Raw genomic sequence first — 18770 nt, 5'->3', positions numbered from 1 at the left:
CCACGTCATCACCATGGGTGACCAGTGGGCCGGTGGTGTGACTCAGGCAGCCGGCACAGCGGCGCGCACCGCCCGGTGGACGGCCCGGGCGAGCCGCGCGCCCCACAGGGAGCGGGGCCCGGCGAAGGCGTGGACCTCCTCGCCGGGGACGGGGACGCGGGCGGCGACGCACACCGCGTCCGTCGGGGTGCCGGAGCAGTCGTGGCCGGCGTCGAGGAGGGCCTGGACCTTGGCCTCGGTGGCGGTGGCGACCGCGTTGACCAGCGCTGCGTCGGACAGTGCCACGGGCAGGGCGGTGACGATGTTGATCGTGCCGGGCTGCCCCGGCACGGCGGTGCCCTCGGCCGGGGAGGCGGCCCAGCCGCGCACGCTGATGCCCGCCGTGGCGACCGCCTCCGCGCCGCCGTCCTCCGCACGGCCGTGGCGGGAGACGTCGGCCGCCGTCATCAGTCCCACACCGGGCCCCTCCAGCCCGGCCCCGGCGGCGAGTTCGGCGAGGTGCCGGTCCGGGTCGGTGCGCCGGTAGCCGTGGGCCACCTGGGCGTTGAGGACCCAGCCGCGCTCGCCGATTCCGCCGCCCAGCACCGCGCTGCTGATCATCCGCCAGCCCGGTCCCGGCGCCCACAGCAGCGCGCGCAGCCGCTCACCGTCCTCCGAACGGGTCAGCAGCCGGGCCGAGCACGGGCCGTCGGTCGTGGTGGACGCGGGAAGGGTGGCGGTCACCGGGCGTGGCTCCTTGCGGTGGGGGGTCCGGCCGATCGTATGCGAGCGGCCACCGCGTCCTGCGGCCGCCATGGCGTCCCGGCGGGGAGGCGCCCTGCGATCTCGCCGCCAGCATCGCGCCGGTGACATCGGGTCGGCAACGAGGAAGCGTCGAAGACTGCGGGACCTGGGCAATGCGCCCGGTCACCGTCACCGTGCACGATGAGTGCGCCCCGGCGGACCGCACACGGCACGACTCCGAAATGTCGCCGCGCGCCGTGCCGTTGTGTGCGGCCGGCCGGTGCGCGCCGTGTCCGACGACTCCTCGACAGCAGGTGGATTCCCATGAGACCGACCCGTGTGGTGCTGACCGCGGCCACGATCGCCCTGGCTCCGGCGCTGTTCCTGTCCACCCCGTCCTTCGCCGCCGAGGCGACGCCGCCGTCCGTCACCGCGCCGACCGCGTCGGATCCGTCCTCGCCGTACGACACGATGTCGGAAGAGGACCTGCGCATCGCGATCCTGCGCATCCTGGCCTCGCCGGACACCGGCAAGGCCGTCCACCGCGAGGCCGACAAGGCCCTGGACGGCACGGTCGAGGACATGCGCGCCTTCCTCACCACGGGCTACCACCTCGCCCAGGCCGAGGACGACCGCGTCGCCATCGTCACCATCCTCGCCAAGCCCGAGAGCGGGAAGGCCGTCCACCGCGAGGCCGACAAGGCCCTCGACAACGGCACCCCCGAAGCCCTCCGCGCCTTCCTCACCACCGGCTACCGCCTCGCCCAGGCCGAGGACGACCGCGTCGCCATCGTCACCATCCTCGCCAAGCCCGACACCAGCCCCGCCCTGCGCGCGGCGGCGACCCGGGCCCTGGACGACGGCTCCCCGGAGGCGCTGCGCCACTTCCTGGAGGTCGGCCAGTACGAGGTGGACGGTTAGGTCCGCGGATCCGGGCTGCCGGTGGTGATCTCCGCCCACACCGTCAGACCACCGCCCGCCCGGCGGGTCCCCCACCGAGTGGCCAGGGCATCGGTGATCAACAGTCCGCGCCCGCGTTCACTCTCCATCGAGGGGAAGGACGCGGGCGCGGAGACGTGTCCCCCGCCTGCGTCGGTCACGGTCATGGTGACCGTTCCCGGTCGGTGCGCGCAGGCTACGACGACCCGCGGACTGCCGCTGTGCTCCAGTGCGTTGGCGACCAGCTCGCCCGCGACGGTCTCCAGGTCGTCGGCCGGGCCGGACGGCAGCCGCCACGAGCGGGCGGTGTCGCGTACGTGACGGCGGGCGGCGGGCGCGGAGGCGAGGTCACCGCCCGGCAGGGACCACTGGTTGTAGGCGAGGAGCGCACCAGAGGGTGTGGTCAGCGCGGGCGGTTCCTGTGGAGCGCCGCCGAGTCGGGCGCCCCGGGACCGGGCGATGCGCAGTACGTCGCCCAGCGCGTCGGCCAACTGCCCGGTGAGCACGCCGAAGTCACCGGCGGAAGCGGAGCCGCACAGCCCGATCAGCTCACGCGCCCGGCCGAGCAGCCGCTCCCCGAGGGCGAGTTGCGTGTCCTCGATCCGGTCGGCGAGCCGGGACGCGGTCCCATCGCCGTCGGTGAGGAGGAGGCAGGGCTGCCCGTGGGCTCCGGTCCAGGGCAGCAGTCTCACGAGATCGGGCGCGCTCCCAGGCGTGTCCCGCAGGAGGTCGTCGCAGTCGCCGAAACCGTTCACGCGGCGGCTCCCAGGCAGACGTGGATGTCCCGGTCGTCGAGGTCGACGCCGTACGCGGCCGGCCACGGCACGTCCCGCCGCGGCCGCTGGACCCGCGTCCTCTCCGCACGTTCGTGGGCGGTGAGGTAGGGGCGGACGAGAAGGGTCTCGGAACCGTCGAGGACGGTGTGCCAGTGGCGGACGGTGGGGGCGAGTGCTTTGCGGGGTGGCAGCTTCGGTGCCCGAGGCGGAGCCTGCGGCACGGGCCGACCTGTTTCGGAGCAAGCGCGGTGTCGCCCCGGTGGATGCAGTAGTGCGTAGAAGAAGCGGACAGTACCAGCGATGGTGTTGAGCATGGCCAACTCCTCTGCCGACGTCGGTATTTCGACGAGCCTTCGTCGCAAACCGTGTCATTGAAATTCAACAGTCGATAGTCGAATGACTCCTGTTCCCTCAGTCGGGTGAACCTTTGACACAAGAGCCACGGGTGCCAACCGCCCCGTACGCTCGGCCTGTCGATGCGCGGCTGGTTCAGAGGCTGCGGTGTTGGAGGGAGGAGAAACGTGACGGTACGGGGCTCAGCCGGACCGGCCGGCCGCATGCAGATCGCCCGGGGCCTGAAGTCGCTGCGTATACGCGCTGGCCTGACACAGACCGAGGTGGCCAAGCGGGCAGGCGTCTCGGTGGGTACCGTGAACCGCTACGAGACATGGCAGGACCGCGCCAAATTGAGAGTGCCAACCGTGAGCGCGCTCGCGGACACCTGCGGTGCGACGGTCCAGGAACGCGAGGCGTTGATCCAGCTCGTACGCAACCAGGAGAACGGCTGGTGGATGGACCACCCCGCCGTGCCCGAGGTCATGGACCCGCTGCTGTCGTTCGAGGACGTCGCCGAGTACGAGCACGTCTTCGCCAACGCGCTGGTACCCGGGTTGTTGCAGACGCGGAATTACGCTCTCGCCCTGCATCGGGCGCAGGACTCCCGCCTTGATAGCGCAGTGATCGAAGACGAGGTGGACGCCCGCATGAGACGGCAGGCGATCCTGAACCGCACTCCCCCTGTCCATCTATGGGTTGTTCTGGACGACGCCGTACTGCGCCGTAACGTCGGTGGCGCCGACGTGATGGTGGAACAGATCGATCACCTGCGAGCCATGGCGCAACGACCCAACATCGACCTACAGGTGCTGCGGTTCGATGCTGGGGCCCACGCCGGTGGCTCCGGCGGGCACTTCGTCATCCTCGGCCGAGATGATGAGGGCGATCCGCTCAGCAGCGTGAACGTGGTCTACCTGGAACTGCACCGGCGGGGTCTCTACTTGGACGCACCGGAAGAAGTCCAAAACTACAAACTCATGTTTGACTACCTGAGGTCCCAAGCGTCCGACACCTCGGCCAGCCTGGAATCGCTGGCCGCCGCACGACAGGAGCTCATCCGATGAACGCTGCGCCGATCCCCGTTCAGCTCTCGGCAGCGAACTGGCTGAAGAGCAGCTACAGCGCGGCCAACAACGAGTGCGTCGAGGTCGCCGACCTCCGGAGTCAGATCGCCGTGCGGGACTCCAAAGCCACTGACAGAGGCGTTCTCGCCCTGTCTCCGGTCGTTTTCGCCGCATTCGTTCGAGGCATCACGCAGAGCGGGCCCGGGCGGCTGTCTTAGTCCGGAGCCTTGGGGGCCCTCATACGACGCTGAGGCGTGTGGCCGAAATGGCAGCTCGGTGCAGCTCGGTGATCTCGTCCCCACGCCCTGTGGATCGATCCGCATCACCCCGTGACACCCGGCGCCGCAGACACTCACGGCACCGGACGTCACGCGTCACCGGGGCGGGGTCACCCCACCCGCCGTGCCCCCGCCGAGGGCACCGCCTCGAAGACGCGCGGGGAGGTGAAGGACGCGGTGGCGAAGGCCTCCTCGATCGCCTTGGTGACGGAGGGGACGTCGGGCTCCTCGGCGAGGACGATCGCCGAGCCGCCGAAGCCGCCGCCCGTCATGCGGGCGCCCAGGGCTCCCGAGGCGAGGGCCGTGTCGACGACCAGGTCCAGTTCCGGGCAGGAGATGCGGAAGTCGTCGCGCAGGGAGGCGTGACCGGCCGTCAGGACGGGGCCGATCGCGCGGGTGACGCCCGACCGCAGGAGGGAGACGACCCGTTCGACGCGCTCGTTCTCGGTGACGACGTGGCGGACCAGGCGGCGTACCTCCCGCTCGTCGCCGAGCCGGTCCAGCGCCGCGTCCAGGTCCGCGTACGGCACGTCGCGCAGGGCGTCCACGCCGAGCAGCGCCGCGCCCTTCTCGCAGCCGGCGCGGCGCTTGCCGTACTCGCCGTCGCTGTGGGCGTGCTTGACGCGGGTGTCGACGACGAGCAGGCGCATGCCCTCGGCCGCCAGGTCGAAGGGGATCTGGCTCTGGGACAGGTCGCGGGTATCCAGGAACAGGGCGTGGCCCGCGGTGCAGCAGGCCGCGGCGGTCTGGTCCATGATGCCGGTGGGGGCGCCGACGTAGACGTTCTCGGCGCGCTGGCACAGGCGGGCCAGCTGCCAGCCCTTCAGGCCCAGGTCGCAGAGGTCGTTCAGGGCCAGGGCGACCACGACCTCGAGCGCGGCCGAGGAGGACAGGCCCGCGCCGGACGGGACCGTCGACGTGAGGTGGACGTCCGCGCCCGGCACCTGGTGGCCGGCCTCGCGCAGCGCCCAGACCACGCCCGCCGGGTACGCCGTCCAGTCCTTGTCGGACCCGGGGGCCAGATCGGCCACGCGCAGTTCCACGGGGCCGCCCGGGACGTCCGCCGAGTGCAGGCGCAGCACGCCGTCCGCACGGCGGGCCACCGCGGCGATCGTGTGGTGCGGCAGTGCGAACGGCATCACGAAGCCGTCGTTGTAGTCGGTGTGCTCGCCGATGAGGTTGACCCGGCCCGGCGCCGCCCAGACCCCGTCCGGTTCGGCGCCGTAGAGCGCGGTGAAGCCGCCGCGGACCTCTTGTACCTCCACTACTGCTCCCTCGCGATGTGCCGCGCGAACTCCCAGGCGTCCGCGACGATGCCCGCGAGGTCCGCGCGGGACGGGTTCCAGCCGAGCTTCTCGCGGGCGGCGGCGGCGGACGCCACCAGGACCGCCGGGTCGCCGGCCCGGCGCGGGGCCACGACCTCGGGGATCGGGTGGCCGGTGACCTGCCGTACGGTCTCGATCACCTCGCGGACGGAGAAGCCGTTGCCGTTGCCGAGGTTGCAGATCAGGTGCTCGCCCGGCTCGGCGGCCGACAGCGCGAGCAGATGCGCCTCGGCCAGGTCGGCGACGTGGATGTAGTCGCGGACGCAGGTGCCGTCCGGGGTCGGGTAGTCGTCGCCGTAGACCGAGATCGCGTCCCGGCGGCCCTGGGCGACCTGGAGGACCAGGGGGATCAGGTGCGACTCGGGCTGGTGGCGCTCGCCGTGCGCGCCGTAGGCGCCGGCGACGTTGAAGTAGCGCAGCGAGACCGCGCCCAGGCCGTGCGCCGCCGCCTCACCGGTGATCATGTGGTCGACGGCCAGCTTGGAGGCGCCGTAGGGGTTGGTGGGCCGGGTCGGGGCGGTCTCGGGGATCGGCGTGCGCTCGGGCTCGCCGTACGTCGCCGCCGTGGAGGAGAAGACCAGCCTGCGCACGCCGGCCTCGCGCATCGCCGCGAGCAGCGCCATGGTGCCGCCGACGTTGTTGTCCCAGTACTTCTCCGGCTTCACCACCGACTCGCCCACTTGTGAGAACGCGGCGAAGTGCAGCACCGCGTCGTAGGAGGAATCCAGCCATTTGGCGGCATCCCGGATGTCACCCTCGACGAAGGCGGCGCCGTCCGGGACGCCCTCGCGGAAGCCCGTCGAGAGGTTGTCCAGGACGGTGACCTCGTGGCCGGCCTCCAGCAGATGCCGGGCCACCACGCTGCCCACATAGCCCGCGCCGCCCGTCACCAGGTACTTCCCGCTCATGAACTCGCTACCTCTCGCAGTCGCTCGGCCGCGCGCTCCGGCGGCACGTCGTTGATGAACACGCTCATGCCGGACTCGGAGCCCGCGAGGAACTTCAGCTTGCCGGAAGTGCGGCGAATGGTGAAAAGCTCGAGGTGCAGCGCGAAGTCCTCACGGACCACCCCGTCGAACTCCTCCAGGGCGCCGAACGGGGCCTGGTGCCAGGCCGCGATGTAGGGCGTCGGCGGTTCGCCCGCTCCCTCCTTCCCGCCGGTCCGTCCGCCCTGTCCGTCGAAGATCCGGTCGAAGCGCCTCAACAGTTCCAGATACACCTTGGGGAACTCTGTGCGCGCCGCCTCGTCGAGTGCGAGCAGGTCGGGGACGCGGCGCTTGGGGTAGAGGTGGACCTCGTACGGCCAGTGCGCGGCGTACGGGACGAACGCCGCCCAGTGCTCGCCCTCCAGGACCATCCGCTCGCCGGCGAGTTCCCGCTCCAAGACGGCGTCGAAGAGGTTCTCGCCGCCGGTGGCGTCCTTGTGGGCGGCCAGGGAGCGCAGCATCAGCGCGGTGCGCGGGGTGGTGAAGGGGTAGGCGTAGATCTGGCCGTGCGGGTGACCGAGCGTCACGCCGATCTCCTCGCCGCGGTTCTCGAAACAGAACACCTGCTCGACGGAGGACAGATGGGACAGTTCCGACGTCCGGTCCGTCCACGCGTCCAGGACCAGCCGCGCCTGCTCCTCGGTCAGGTCCGCGAAGGAGGCGTCGTGGTCGGAGGTGAAGCAGACGACCTCGCAGCGGCCGGAGTCGCCGGCCAGCGACGGGAAGCGGTTCTCGAAGACCACCACGTCGTACGACGAGTCGGGGATCTCGGTCAGCCGTTCGCCCTGGGTCGGGCACAGGGGGCACTCGTCGGCCGGCGGGTGGTAGGTGCGGCCCTGGCGGTGGGAGGCCACGGCCACCGCGTCGCCGAGCAGCGCGTCCCGGCGAACCTCGGAGGTGGTGACGGTCGGCTCCAGGGGCCGCCGGTCGACGGCGTCGCGCACGGTGTCGTCGCGCAGGTCGTAGTAGATCAGCTCACGACCGTCGGCCAGCCGGGTCGAGGTCTTCTTCACTGTCGGACTCCCTACTGGTCCAGCCCGGGCCGCACCCGATCAGCCAGTCACTTCACTCAACACAATCAAACATAACACGTCACAACCAACCACCGAAGCTTTTGGCCGTACGCCGTCGCGGCTTACCTGGACAGGGCTTGCCTTTCCGCGACAGTCACCCGCACGGGCTACATCACAATCAAACAAAGACAACCAACAAAAGTGTTCATTTTATGAACGCGAAGGCGTAGGTTCCCCGCTGGACCAGTTCGCGCGACGAAGCGAGTTCTCATGCAAACCCCCACATACGCACCCGCGTACCTGGCAGCGGAGCTACGTCTCCCCACCAACGGCCTCGACTACACGATCCTCGGCATCTACTTCGCCGTGGTCCTCGGCATCGGCCTCGCCGCGCGCCGCTCGGTGAAGACCAGCCTCGACTTCTTCCTCTCCGGACGCTCGCTGCCCGCGTGGATCACCGGCCTGGCGTTCATCTCCGCCAACCTGGCCGCCACCGAGATCCTCGGCATGGCCGCCAACAGCGCCCAGTACGGCGCCTACACCGTGCACTGGTACTGGATCGGCGCCATCCCGGCCATGGTCTTCCTCGGCCTGGTGATGATGCCGTTCTACTACGGCTCCAAGGTGCGCTCGGTCCCCGAGTTCCTGCTGCTGCGCTTCGACCGGGGCGCGCACCTGCTCAGTTCGATCCTGTTCGCCTTCGCGGCCATCCTGATCGCCGGCGTGAACCTCTACGCCCTGGCGATCGTCGTCGAGGCGCTGCTGGGCTGGCCGCAGTGGGTGGCGATCGTGGTCGCGGGCTTCTTCGTCCTCGCCTACATCACCCTCGGCGGACTGTCGTCCGCGATCTACAACGAGGTGCTGCAGTTCTTCGTGATCCTCGCGGCCCTCATCCCCATCGTCGTGCTGAGCCTGAAGAAGGTCGGCGGCTGGGACGGCCTGACCCACAAGCTCGACCAGACGCACGGCGCGAACTTCACCACCGCATGGGGCGGCACCGGCATCGGCCACGCCAACCCGCTCGGCGCCAACTGGCTGACCATCGTGCTCGGCCTCGGCTTCGTGCTGTCCTTCGGCTACTGGACGACCAACTTCGCCGAGGTGCAGCGCGCCCTGTCCGCGAAGAACCTGTCCGCCGCGCAGCGCACCCCGCTCATCGCCGCTTTCCCGAAGATCTTCATCGTCTTCCTGGTGATGATCCCGGGTCTGGTCGCCGCCGCGCTGGTGCCGAAGATCGGCACCTCCGCCTCCGGGCTCCAGTACAACGACGCCATCCCGTACCTGATGCAGGAGCTGCTGCCCAACGGCGTGCTCGGCATCGCGGTGACCGGTCTGCTCGCCGCGTTCATGGCCGGCATGGCGGCCAACGTGTCGTCGTTCAACACCGTGTTCACCACCGACATCTGGGCCAAGTACGTCGTCAAGGACCGCGAGGACGCGTACTACGTGCGGTTCGGGCGGCTGATCACCGTGGTCGGCGTGCTCGCCTCGGTCGGCACGGCGTTCCTGGCGTCGTCGTTCTCGAACATCATGAGCTACCTGCAGACGCTGTTCTCCTTCTTCAACGTGCCGATGTTCGTGGTGTTCATCGTCGGCATGTTCTGGAAGCGCGCGTCGAAGAAGTCGGGCTTCTGGGGCCTGCTCGCCGGTACGACGGCGGCGATGGTCAACTACTTCGTCCTCTACAAGCGGGACGTCATCCACATCCCCACCGACCAGGGCGCCAACTTCGTCTCCGCCATCGCCGGCTTCGTCGCGGGCGCGGTGGTCATGGTGGCCGTGTCGCTGTTCACCAAGCCCAAGCCCGAGCAGGAACTGCGGGGACTGGTCTACGGCACCAGGTCGCCGGGCATGGCCGAGGCGCCCGCTCCCGGTGACGAGGTGTGGTACCGCCGGCCCGCGCTGCTCGGCTGGGGCGCGGTCGTCCTCGCCGCCATCTGCTACGTCCCGTTCTCGTTCTGACCGCGGGAGGATTGAGAGATTATGTCAGAGTCCGAAAACTCCGCACGCCCCGACCGCTCCGGCTACTCCGAACAGGACGTCCAGCGGGAGGTCTCCGAGCTTCAGGGCAAGTCCGCGACCGCCGCGCGCATCTTCGACCTGCGGCGGATCATCGGCGGGTTGTTCGTGCTGTACGGGATCATCGTGACGATCACCGGGATCACCGACTCCCAGGCCGCGATCGACAAGGCGCAGGGGGTGAACATCAACCTGTGGACCGGGATCGGGATGCTGGCGCTGGGGGTGTTCTTCCTGCTCTGGCTGAAGCTGCGGCCCACGGCTGCACCGGAAGAGCCGGATTCCGAGTGAGGCGGGCGCGGGGGCGCCGGGCAGCCGGAGCCGGCGGGCGGTGAGCGCGGCCCGGCCCTGACGCCTCCGCCCGGCCGCGGCACCGGGTCCTGGAGCGGGGAGACCCCGGGCGTCGCACGGGCGTTCAGGTCCGGGCGCGGTCCAGGAGTCCGGTGCGGGCGGCCAGGGCCGCCGCCTCCAGCCGGGAGCCCACGCCCAGTTTCATCAGGACGCGCTGGACGTGGGTGCGGGCCGTGCTCGGGGCGATGCCCATGCCGGCCGCGATCAGCCGGGTGTCCTCGCCCTCGGCGACCCTGACCAGGACCTCCACCTCCCGCGGCGTGAGCAGTCGCAGCAGGCGCCGGCCCTCGTCGTCCGGTTCGGCCGTCGGGTTCAGCAGTTCGGCGAAGGCGCCCTGGAGCAGCTGCGGGGCGATGGCGGCCTCGCCGGCCCGGGCCTTGACGATCGCCCGTTCCACGCCCTCGATCCGCTCGTCGTGGCGCACATAGCCGGAGGCGCCCGCGGCGAAGGCGGCCGCGATGCCGCGCGGCGAGGGCACGGGGCCGAGGACGACCACCGCCACCTGCGGGCGTTCCCGCTTGATCTGCGCGACCGGGTCGAACGTCGCCGGCTCGGCCGGCGCCGCCGTGCCCAGCAGGCACACCTCCGGCGCGCGGCTGATCACCAGATCCGCCGCCCCGGCGGCCGGGGCCGCCGCGGCCAGCACCCGGTGTCCCCGCAGCTTCAGGGCCGAGGCCAGCGCCTCGGCGAGCAGACGGTGGTCGTCGACCACCATGAGCCGCACTCCCATCGAGCAACCCCCCAGTCCCCCGACGGACGGCCGCGCGGGCCGTCCGTGCTCCGACAGGCCCGAACGGGCGGGAGGCCCCCCGGCCCTCCCGCCCGTCGCGCACCGATGCTCCGGGAAACTACACGCTGGTCCGGCACGGCGCTGCCCCTAACGGCGAGAAGTGCCCCGGATCGGGGCACTTTCCGACGCGTCCCGGTCACCCCGTGCCCAGCGCCAGGACCAGGCAGCGTTCGCTCGTGCTGGTCCAGTGCGAGGCGTAGGCCTGCGACATGTACAGGCGGCCGTCGTGGTAGAGGATCTCGGCGAAGGACGTCGAGAAGCTGGTCACGAGGTCGTGGACCGCATCGGTCGAGGCGGTCTCCAGGAGCTTCGTCTGCTCGAACGAGCCGCCGTCGATGCCGACGACCTGGCTGCCCTTGTCGTAGGGCGGCGACTTGTAGGCCAGCACGTCGCCGCCGTCCATGCGCAGCGGGGTGATCGTGTAGCCGTCGCCCGCGTCCGCGCGCTGGCCGGTCTGCTTGCCGGTGCCGAGTTCGAAGGCGACGATCTCGTTGGTCTGCCCGTAGCTGCCCGCGCTGCCGTCGTGCTCCGCGGTGGCCAGGTAGGCCTTGTCGTTGCCGATGACGATGCCGGTGCAGCCCTCGATCCGGCTGATCCCGTCGCACTTGGCCTCGTAGCGGTCGGCGGGCACCGAGATCCTGGTGCGCAGGGCGCCGGTCCGGTTGTCGATGCTGAAGACGTCCGAGATGCCCTTGCCCTCGGCGGAGTCCCCGACGTCCGCGGCGACCACGAGCGGATCGGTGGACACCACGCTCGCGTCCTCGATGCCGGTCTGCAGCTTGTACTCGGAGTTCACCTTCCCGGACTTCGGGTCGAGGGTCTGGATGTGGAGCTGCCGGTTGCCGTACCGACCGCACTTGCGCACCGCGACCAGCTTGTCGCCGCCCGCGTAGCCGGCGTCGTAGCAGGGGTCGGCCGGCTTCGGAGCCCACCGGGGCGTGCCGTCGGCGATGTCGAAGGCGGCGCCGCCGTTGGTGCCGCCCAGGGCGACCGTGCCGCCGCCGATGGTGATGTTGTCGAAGTTGATCAGCTGGTCGCCGGACTTGACCGTCCGTGTCCACAGCTTCTTGCCGGCGACGACGTCGAGCGCCGCGATCTGACTGCACCCGTGCGAGGGCCGGGCCTTGGTCGGCATGGCGGGCTCGTACAGGATCGCCGTCCGGCCGTCGGAGGTGGTGTGCGGAGTGGCGCGGCACACCGGGCCGGGGAGCTTGACCGTCCACAGCTTGGTGCCCTTGTCGGGGTCGTAGCCCGCGATCTCGGCGACGCCGGACTTGGCGTACACCTTGTCGGTGAGCCAGGACCCGGCGACGGTGGTGGAGTCCTGCACCTTCGGCAGCGGCACCTGGAACAGCACCTTGGCTGTGGTGTCGGCGGGCGCCTTCTCCGTGCCGTGCGCCGATCCGCCGCCCTGGTCCCCGCCCTTGCCCCCGGCGGAGCCGCTGGAGTTCGCGGTCTCCTTCTTCCCGTCCCCGTCGCCGGAGGTTTTCGAGTACCAGATGCCGCCGCCGACGATCAGCGCGATGGCCACGACCGCCGAGACGATGATCAGCAGTTGCTTGTTGTCCCTGCCGCCACCGCCGCCGCCCGGCCGCACGGCCTGCGGCTGCATCGGCACGGTGGGCCCGCCGGGCTGAGCGGGGTATCCGTAGCCGGGCTGCGGCTGCGGCTGCGGCTGCGGGGCCCCGTACGGGCCCGGCTGCTGGGGGTGGGCGTACGGGTTCGGGGCGCCCGGCGCCGGGGCGGGCGGCTGCCCCGGGTAGCCGTAGCCCGCGGACGGCTGCGGACCCTGGGGGCCGTGCGACCCGTGCGGTGGCTGGGGTGCCTGGGGGTAGCCATAGCCCGCCGGCGGCTGCGGCGGGCCGGTCGGCGGGAGCGGCGGCGGGGGCGTCTGTGCGGCGCCCTGGGCCGGCTGCGGGGCCTGCGGGTAGCCGTAGCCCGGCGCGGGCTGCGGGGGTCCGGGCTGCGGCGGCTGGGCCGGCGGCGGGCCGAAGCCTTGCTGCGGCGGCTGGTTGGGCGGCGGGGGCGGCGGCTGGGTCATGACGGGTGCACCTTCGGGGGACGGAGAGACTGCGGGGGGAGGAGCCGGGGCGGGAGGGCCGGCCTCAGTTGCCGAAGGCCAGCATCAGCTTCTCCTTCGACTTGTCACTGCCGCTCAGCCGGGTGGTGGAGATGTAGAAGCGCCCGCCGGCCCAGTCGACGTCACTGGAGAAGAAGCCGTTCTCGATCTGCGCGGTGCCCTGCGGATTCTGCAGCAGCTTGGCGGGGGTGTGGACGGACCCGGCCGTCGGCACGGACACGACCTGGCCGCCGGCGTCGTACGACGGCTCGACGTAGGCGATCAGCTTCCCGCCCTCCACCTTCATCGGCATCATCGAGCTGTCCCCGGGCGACTTCACGCGCCACTTCTCCTTGCCGGTGGCGAGGTTGACCGCGACGATCTCGTTGGGACCGGTGGTGGCCTGGGTGGGCAGGTAGAGGGTGTCGGCGTCGGAGGCGACGCCCTGGCAGCCCTGGAGGTCCCGGGTGAGGATGGCCCAGCCGCACCGGGGGGCGAAGGAGCCCTTGACGTCGGCCTGGGAGCGGACGGACCCGTCGCCGTTCAGGGTCGAGACGTTCCAGTGCTTCTTCTCGTCGGTCGAGTACAGGATCACCGGGTCGACGGAGTACGTGCGCTGGACCGACCACCCCTTGGGGACCTTCTTGGTCCACCTGGCCTTGCCGGTGGCCGGGTCGAGCTCCTGCACCTCGTCGTGGGCGTTGGAGCCGCCGGCGCCGCAGGAGGCCAGCTGGATCAGCCGCGCACCGCCCGCGAACGAGTTCGGGAAGCAGGCCTCGCCGTACTTCCGCTTGTCGTAGAGCTTGGCGCCGCTGCCGACGTCGTAGGCCACACCCGACTGCGAGCGGCCCACCATCAGCGTCTTGCCGGTGATGGTCAGTCCGATGGTGATCGTGCTGTCGAAGAGCTGCCCCTCGGGGAGCTTGGCGCTCCAGCCCTTCCGGCCGGTGTTCAGGTCCAGTTGCTGGAGCTGGTTGCACTTGGCGCGGTCGCTGCTGCCGCTCTCGTAGGCCACGACGATCTTGTCGTCGGCCGACTTCTGCGGGGTGACCGCGCAGATCTTCTGCGGGAAGGAGACCGGCGCCCAGGTGGGTTCGCCGTCACCGACGTTGTAGGCGAAGACCTGCTTGTAGGCGGCCTTCACCGCCGCCTTGTCGGTGATCCACATGCCGGGGGCGTCGGCGCCGGAACCGGGCGCGTCGGGCGCCTCCTTGTACCAGAGCACCTTGGCCTCGCCGGCCTGGCGGCCCTCGTTGAGGTCCTCCGGGTCCTTGCCGCCGTCGCCGCTGCCGTCACCGGGGTTGACCGGGACCTCGGAGGCGGATGCCGTCGCGCCGTCGCTCTTCTGGGCGACCGGCTTCTTCTCGCCCCCGCCGTCACCGCCGCCGACCAGCAGCACGGTGCCGCCGACGACGAGCAGCGCGGCCACCGCGGCGCCGATCACGACGACGGGCCGCCCCTTGAACGGGTTGCGGGAACCGCCGCCGGGCGGCGGGGTGCCGGGCGCGCCCGGGAACTGCGGCTGCGGATAGCCGTAGCCGGGCTGCGGGGTCCCGTACGGACCCGGCTGCTGCCCGAACTGCCCCGGCTGCTGGGGCTGCTGGGGCTGCCCGTACGGTCCGGCGCCGGGCGCGGTGGGCGCGCCGGGCGGGCCGTAGGGGCCCGGCGCACCGTACGGTCCCGGCTGGGCGTACGGTCCCGGCTGGGCGTACGGTCCCGGCTGGGCGTAGGGGCCGGGGGCGGGTTGCTGGGGGTGGCCGTAGCCGGGCTGGGGCTGCGGCGGGCCGGCCGGCGGGGGCGGCTGCTCCGCGCCCTGGTGCTGCTGAGGCGGCTGGGCCGGGGGCGGCGGCGGCGCCTGCCGCGGGTCCTGGGGCTTGTGGGGGTCGGCCTGCGGGGGGCCGAAACCGCCGCCGCCCTGGGGCGGGTACGGCTGCGGAGGCCGGTCCTGGGGCCCCGGTGCGCCGAAGCCGCCCTGCGGCGGCTGGTTGGGTGGTGGCTGAGACATCAGCGCGTTTCCCCCTCATCGGCTGATTTCTAGCCACGTCCCGGGACTCGCGGTGGTCCCGGAGGCGTACTCAGCCGGTTTCAGACAGTTGTCGGACGGCCCTTTCTATCACTGGCCGCCGACGCGCCACCGGGCCGCGCCCACCCCTGTTCCCAAGGGAGAACCGGCCCGTGATGCCCTCGTTACGCCCCCCGGGAACCCCCCGGAAACCAGCACGCGCCCTTCACACGGCGCACGCGCCCCCCGCCACGCGCCTAGGCGTCCTCGGCGAGTTCGAGCCAGCGCAGCTCCAGCTCCTCGCGCTCCCCCGCCAGGTCCCGCAGTTCGGCGTCGAGTTCGGCGACCTTGGCGAAGTCCGTCGCGTTCTCGGCGATCCGTGCGTGCAGCTTGGTCTCCTTCTCGGAGATCCGGTCCAACTGCCGCTCGATCTTCTGGAGTTCCTTCTTGGCGGCGCGCTGTTCGGCGGCGCTCCGCTCGGGCGCGGCGGCCGTCTCGGGGGCGGGCGCCGGGGTCGCGGCAGCCGTGGCCCGCTGCTCCATGCTCCGGCGCCGCTCCAGGTACTCGTCGATGCCGCGCGGCAGCATCCGCAGCGTGCCGTCGCCGAGGAGGGCCTGCACGGTGTCGGTGGTGCGCTCGATGAAGAACCGGTCGTGGGAGATGACGATCATCGAGCCGGGCCAGCCGTCGAGGAGGTCCTCGAGCTGGGTGAGGGTCTCGATGTCGAGGTCGTTGGTGGGCTCGTCGAGGAAGAGGACGTTGGGCTCGTCCATCAGCAGGCGCAGCAGTTGCAGCCGCCGCCGCTCGCCGCCGGACAGGTCGCCCACCGGCGTCCACTGCTTCTCCTTGCCGAAGCCGAACGTCTCGCAGAGCTGACCGGCGGTCATCTCCCGTCCCTTGCCGAGGTCGACGCGCTCACGCACGCGCTGCACGGCCTCCAGGACCCGCCAGTCCGGGTCGAGTTCCGCCACCTCCTGGGACAGGTAGGCCAGCTTCACGGTCCTGCCGACGGCGATCCGGCCGCCCGCGGGCTGTGCCTCGCCCTCGGTGCGGGCCGCCTCGGCCATGGCCCGCAGCAGGGACGTCTTCCCGGCGCCGTTGACGCCGACCAGACCGATGCGGTCGCCCGGTCCGAGCTGCCAGGTGACGTGCTTGAGCAGCACCTTGGGTCCTGCCTGGACGGTCACGTCCTCCAGGTCGATGACCGTCTTGCCCAGCCGCGACGACGCGAACTTCATCAGTTCGCTGCGGTCGCGCGGCGGCGGCACGTCCTTGATCAGCTCGTTGGCGGCCTCCACGCGGAAGCGCGGCTTGGAGGTGCGGGCCGGGGCGCCGCGCCGCAGCCAGGCCAGCTCCTTGCGGACCAGGTTCTGCCGCTTGGCCTCCTCGGTGGCGGCGATCCGCTCGCGCTCGGCGCGGGCGAAGACGTAGTCGGAGTAGCCGCCGTCGTACTCGTGGACCGTGCCGCGCTGCACGTCCCACATGCGGGTGCAGACCTGGTCCAGGAACCACCGGTCGTGGGTGACGCAGACCAGCGCCGAGCGCCGGCTCCGCAGGTGCTCGGCGAGCCAGGCGATGCCCTCGACGTCGAGGTGGTTGGTGGGCTCGTCCAGGACGATCAGGTCCTGCTCCTCGATGAGCAGCTTGGCCAGCGCGATGCGCCGCCGCTCACCGCCGGACAGCGGCCCGATGACGGTGTCCAGCCCCTTGGGGAAACCGGGCAGGTCCAGGCCGCCGAACAGCCCGGTCAGCACGTCGCGGATCTTGGCGTTGCCCGCCCACTCGTGGTCGGCCATGTCCCGGATGACCTCGTGCCGCACGGTGGCCTCGGGATCGAGGGAGTCGTGCTGGGTGAGCACGCCGAGCCGCAGCCCGCCGGAGTGGGTGACGCGCCCGCTGTCCGCCTCCTCCAGCCTGGCCAGCATCCGGATGAGGGTGGTCTTGCCGTCGCCGTTGCGTCCGACGACGCCGATCCGGTCCCCCTCGGACACACCGAGCGAGACGCCGTCGAGCAGGGCACGCGTGCCGTACACCTTGCTGACGTTCTCGACATTGACCAGGTTGACGGCCATTTCACTCCTGCCCGGAAGGATCGATCAGCCTTCAAGCCTAGGCCCTTCGGGGGGTGGGCCGGAGCGTGGGAGGTTCGTCACCGTTCGTGACGGGACGCCCGGGAACGCGCGCCGCCGCGCAGGGCGGGCGGCGAGGCCCCGCCCCCCGGGATCGGCCCTCGGTTCCTCACACCACCGTCGCCCCGGCCGCCGGGGCCTGGGCGACCCGGGCGGTCCGGCAGGTCCCGGAGGCACGCAGCGCCCGCGCCACCTCGGCCGCCGCCCCCGCATCCGCGGCCAGGAACGCCGTCGTCGGTCCCGACCCCGAGACCAGGCCCGCCAGCGCCCCCGCCTCCCGCCCCGCCGTCAGGGTCTCGGCGAGGGAGGGGCGCAGGGACAGCGCGGCGGGCTGGAGGTCGTTGGAGAGGGTGGCCGCGAGCGCGTGGACGTCGCCCTTGGCCAGGGCGTCTAGCAGGTCCCGGGAGGCGGCCGGTTCGGGCACCCGCACGCCCTCGTTCAGCCGGTCGAACTCGCGGTAGACCGCCGGGGTCGACAGTCCGCCGTCGGCGGCCGCGAAGACCCAGTGGAACGTGCCGCCCACCTCCAGCTCCCGCAGCCGCTCCCCGCGTCCCGTCCCCAGCGCCGCCCCGCCGACCAGGCTGAACGGCACATCGCTGCCCAGCTCGGCGCAGATGTCCAGCAGTTCCTCGCGACAGGCGCCGGTGCCCCACAGCGCGTCGCAGGCGGCCAGCGCGCCGGCGCCGTCCGCGCTGCCGCCCGCCATGCCGCCGGCCACCGGGATGTCCTTGTCGATGTGGATGTGCACCCGGGCTTCGCGGCCGTGCCGCTCGGCGAGCGCGAGGGCCGCGCGGGCCGCGAGGTTCGTGCGGTCCAGCGGGACCTGGGCGGCGTCCGGGCCCGCGCAGGTCACGCGCAGCTCGTCGGCCTCGGTGACGGTGACCTCGTCGTACAGGCCGACCGCCAGGAAGACGTTGGCCAGGTCGTGGAAGCCGTCGGGCCGGGCGGCGCCCACGGCGAGCTGGACGTTGACCTTGGCGGGGACACGGACGGTGACGGTCACTGGTCTCCGGGCTCCTCGTGCTCCGCGGTGCGGTGCTCCGCGATCCGCGCGAACTCCTCGACGGTCAGGGACTCCCCCCGCGCCTGCGGCGACACCCCGGCCGCGACGAGCGCCGCCTCCGCCGCCGCGGCCGAGCCGGCCCAGCCGGCCAGCGCGGCCCGCAGGGTCTTGCGCCGCTGGGCGAAGGCCGCGTCGACGACGGCGAAGACCTCGCGCTTCGTGGCGGAGGTCTTGATCGGCTCGGTGCGCCGGACCAGGGAGACGAGTCCGCTGTCGACGTTCGGCGCCGGCCAGAAGACGTTGCGGCCGATCGCGCCGGCCCGCTTGACCTCGGCGTACCAGTTGGCCTTCACGGACGGCACGCCGTACACCTTCGAGCCGGGCGCGGCGGCGAGCCGGTCGGCGACCTCCGCCTGCACCATGACGAGGGTGCGCTCGATGCTCGGGAAGGTGTCGAGCATGTGCAGCAGCACGGGCACGGCGACGTTGTACGGCAGGTTCGCGACCAGCGCGGTCGGGGCCGGTCCGGGCAGCTCGGCGACGTGCATCGCGTCGCGGTGGACGAGGGCGAAGCGGTCCGCGCGGTCGGGCATGCGGGCGGCGACGGTCGCGGGCAGCGCGGCGGCCAGCACGTCGTCGATCTCGACGGCGGTGACCCGGTCGGCGGCCTCCAGCAGGGCCAGGGTGAGGGAGCCGAGCCCCGGGCCGACCTCGACGACCACGTCCTCGGGCCGGACGTCTGCGGTGCGGACGATACGGCGGACCGTGTTCGCGTCGATCACGAAGTTCTGGCCGCGCTGCTTGGTGGGGCGTACGCCGAGGGCCGCCGCCAGCTCACGGATGTCGGCGGGGCCCAGCAGGGCGTCGGGGGTGGGGCTGCTCACGGCACAAGGGTACGGGGACGCGCTCGGCGCGCCGACCACGGTCGGCCGGCGCCGGGACCGGGCCGCGCCCGGCCGGGCGGCCGCCGCCACGGC

General features: G+C 71.9%; 17 protein-coding genes. 5 read left to right on the top strand and 12 right to left on the bottom strand.

Annotation, left to right across the window (positions count from 1 at the left end):
- Positions 1 to 42: 42 nt before the first annotated feature.
- Positions 43 to 723, bottom strand: a complete 681-nt coding sequence (locus ACF061_RS14580; protein WP_392267211.1) for an adenosylcobinamide amidohydrolase — start codon at positions 721 to 723, stop codon at positions 43 to 45.
- A gap of 324 nt (positions 724 to 1047) precedes the next feature.
- Between ACF061_RS14580 and ACF061_RS14575 the strand changes: the two genes are divergently transcribed.
- Entirely contained in the window at positions 1048 to 1644 is a 597-nt protein-coding gene (locus ACF061_RS14575; protein WP_392267210.1) for an ALF repeat-containing protein, read from the top strand.
- Here the strand turns inward: ACF061_RS14575 and ACF061_RS14570 are convergent.
- Entirely contained in the window at positions 1641 to 2417 is a 777-nt protein-coding gene (locus tag ACF061_RS14570) for an ATP-binding protein (protein ID WP_392267209.1), read from the bottom strand. The two genes, ACF061_RS14575 and ACF061_RS14570, sit on opposite strands and share 4 nt — an antisense overlap.
- Positions 2414 to 2659, bottom strand: coding sequence for a hypothetical protein (locus tag ACF061_RS14565; protein WP_392267208.1), 246 nt, complete (start codon positions 2657 to 2659; stop codon positions 2414 to 2416). The genes ACF061_RS14570 and ACF061_RS14565 overlap by 4 nt, the downstream gene beginning before the upstream one ends.
- Before the next feature lie 336 nt (positions 2660 to 2995).
- On the opposite strand from ACF061_RS14565, the gene ACF061_RS14560 reads away from it, so the two are divergent.
- Both ACF061_RS14560 and ACF061_RS14555 read left to right on the top strand, forming a co-directional pair.
- Positions 2996 to 3838 carry a helix-turn-helix transcriptional regulator gene (locus tag ACF061_RS14560; RefSeq protein WP_392267207.1) on the top strand — a complete coding sequence of 281 codons (843 nt, stop codon included), beginning with the start codon at positions 2996 to 2998 and terminating at the stop codon, positions 3836 to 3838.
- Positions 3835 to 4056 (top strand): DUF397 domain-containing protein, encoded by a 222-nt coding sequence (locus ACF061_RS14555; RefSeq protein ID WP_392267206.1) that lies wholly within the window; start codon positions 3835 to 3837, stop codon positions 4054 to 4056. The genes ACF061_RS14560 and ACF061_RS14555 overlap by 4 nt, the downstream gene beginning before the upstream one ends.
- Positions 4057 to 4226: 170 nt before the next feature.
- Here the strand turns inward: ACF061_RS14555 and galK are convergent, their stop codons facing one another.
- The 3 genes from galK to galT are packed head-to-tail and all read right to left on the bottom strand — an operon-like array spanning position 4227 to position 7440.
- On the bottom strand, positions 4227 to 5381 hold the full coding sequence (gene galK, locus ACF061_RS14550) for a galactokinase (RefSeq protein ID WP_392267205.1): 1155 nt from the start codon (positions 5379 to 5381) through the stop codon (positions 4227 to 4229).
- Complete coding sequence (gene galE, locus ACF061_RS14545; RefSeq protein WP_392267204.1) at positions 5381 to 6349, bottom strand: UDP-glucose 4-epimerase GalE; 969 nt, start codon at positions 6347 to 6349, stop codon at positions 5381 to 5383. Before galE ends, galK begins: the two co-directional genes overlap by 1 nt.
- Positions 6346 to 7440: a galactose-1-phosphate uridylyltransferase gene (gene galT / locus ACF061_RS14540; protein ID WP_392267203.1), complete on the bottom strand. Its 1095-nt coding sequence runs from the start codon at positions 7438 to 7440 to the stop codon at positions 6346 to 6348. The genes galE and galT overlap by 4 nt, the downstream gene beginning before the upstream one ends.
- Positions 7441 to 7710: 270 nt before the next feature.
- Here galT and ACF061_RS14535 point away from each other — a divergent pair, with 270 nt between their 5' ends.
- Both ACF061_RS14535 and ACF061_RS14530 read left to right on the top strand, forming a co-directional pair.
- On the top strand, positions 7711 to 9402 hold the full coding sequence (locus tag ACF061_RS14535) for a sodium:solute symporter family protein (protein ID WP_392267202.1): 1692 nt from the start codon (positions 7711 to 7713) through the stop codon (positions 9400 to 9402).
- A gap of 21 nt (positions 9403 to 9423) precedes the next feature.
- Positions 9424 to 9750 carry a hypothetical protein gene (locus ACF061_RS14530; protein ID WP_392267201.1) on the top strand — a complete coding sequence of 109 codons (327 nt, stop codon included), beginning with the start codon at positions 9424 to 9426 and terminating at the stop codon, positions 9748 to 9750.
- A 124-nt stretch (positions 9751 to 9874) separates the two neighbouring features.
- Here the strand turns inward: ACF061_RS14530 and ACF061_RS14525 are convergent, their stop codons facing one another.
- The 6 genes from ACF061_RS14525 to rsmA form a co-directional block, all read right to left on the bottom strand.
- Positions 9875 to 10540: a LuxR C-terminal-related transcriptional regulator gene (locus ACF061_RS14525; protein WP_392267200.1), complete on the bottom strand. Its 666-nt coding sequence runs from the start codon at positions 10538 to 10540 to the stop codon at positions 9875 to 9877.
- Between the two features lie 196 nt (positions 10541 to 10736).
- A complete protein-coding gene (locus ACF061_RS14520) occupies positions 10737 to 12641 on the bottom strand; it encodes a PQQ-binding-like beta-propeller repeat protein (protein ID WP_392267199.1) in 1905 nt (634 codons plus the stop codon).
- Between the two features lie 64 nt (positions 12642 to 12705).
- Positions 12706 to 14664 carry a PQQ-binding-like beta-propeller repeat protein gene (locus ACF061_RS14515; protein ID WP_392267198.1) on the bottom strand — a complete coding sequence of 653 codons (1959 nt, stop codon included), beginning with the start codon at positions 14662 to 14664 and terminating at the stop codon, positions 12706 to 12708.
- A gap of 254 nt (positions 14665 to 14918) precedes the next feature.
- Positions 14919 to 16733, bottom strand: coding sequence for an ABC-F family ATP-binding cassette domain-containing protein (locus ACF061_RS14510; RefSeq protein WP_392267197.1), 1815 nt, complete (start codon positions 16731 to 16733; stop codon positions 14919 to 14921).
- A gap of 166 nt (positions 16734 to 16899) precedes the next feature.
- The gene (locus ACF061_RS14505) at positions 16900 to 17793 is read right to left on the bottom strand and encodes a 4-(cytidine 5'-diphospho)-2-C-methyl-D-erythritol kinase (RefSeq protein ID WP_392267196.1); all 894 of its coding nucleotides are present in this window, start codon (positions 17791 to 17793) and stop codon (positions 16900 to 16902) included.
- Positions 17790 to 18677 carry a 16S rRNA (adenine(1518)-N(6)/adenine(1519)-N(6))-dimethyltransferase RsmA gene (gene rsmA / locus ACF061_RS14500; RefSeq protein WP_392267195.1) on the bottom strand — a complete coding sequence of 296 codons (888 nt, stop codon included), beginning with the start codon at positions 18675 to 18677 and terminating at the stop codon, positions 17790 to 17792. Before rsmA ends, ACF061_RS14505 begins: the two co-directional genes overlap by 4 nt.
- Positions 18678 to 18770 lie beyond the last annotated feature (93 nt).

This window comes from Streptomyces sp. NPDC015220, assembly GCF_043079345.1.
Lineage (GTDB): Bacteria > Actinomycetota > Actinomycetes > Streptomycetales > Streptomycetaceae > Streptomyces.
The sequence above is the reverse complement of the archived record's forward strand: the minus strand, read 5'-3'. Positions and strand labels throughout refer to the sequence as shown.

What these genes read in the sequence shown, in the direction of transcription:
- ACF061_RS14575 (WP_392267210.1), top strand. Translation starts at nt 1,048, where the DNA reads ATGAGACCGACCCGTGTGGTGCTGACCGCGGCCACGATCGCCCTGGCT.
- ACF061_RS14560 (WP_392267207.1), top strand. Translation starts at nt 2,996, where the DNA reads ATGCAGATCGCCCGGGGCCTGAAGTCGCTGCGTATACGCGCTGGCCTG.
- ACF061_RS14555 (WP_392267206.1), top strand. Translation starts at nt 3,835, where the DNA reads ATGAACGCTGCGCCGATCCCCGTTCAGCTCTCGGCAGCGAACTGGCTG.
- galE (WP_392267204.1), bottom strand. Translation starts at nt 6,349, where the DNA reads ATGAGCGGGAAGTACCTGGTGACGGGCGGCGCGGGCTATGTGGGCAGC.
- ACF061_RS14535 (WP_392267202.1), top strand. Translation starts at nt 7,711, where the DNA reads ATGCAAACCCCCACATACGCACCCGCGTACCTGGCAGCGGAGCTACGT.
- ACF061_RS14530 (WP_392267201.1), top strand. Translation starts at nt 9,424, where the DNA reads ATGTCAGAGTCCGAAAACTCCGCACGCCCCGACCGCTCCGGCTACTCC.
- ACF061_RS14525 (WP_392267200.1), bottom strand. Translation starts at nt 10,540, where the DNA reads ATGGGAGTGCGGCTCATGGTGGTCGACGACCACCGTCTGCTCGCCGAG.
- ACF061_RS14520 (WP_392267199.1), bottom strand. Translation starts at nt 12,641, where the DNA reads ATGACCCAGCCGCCGCCCCCGCCGCCCAACCAGCCGCCGCAGCAAGGC.
- ACF061_RS14515 (WP_392267198.1), bottom strand. Translation starts at nt 14,664, where the DNA reads ATGTCTCAGCCACCACCCAACCAGCCGCCGCAGGGCGGCTTCGGCGCA.
- ACF061_RS14510 (WP_392267197.1), bottom strand. Translation starts at nt 16,733, where the DNA reads ATGGCCGTCAACCTGGTCAATGTCGAGAACGTCAGCAAGGTGTACGGC.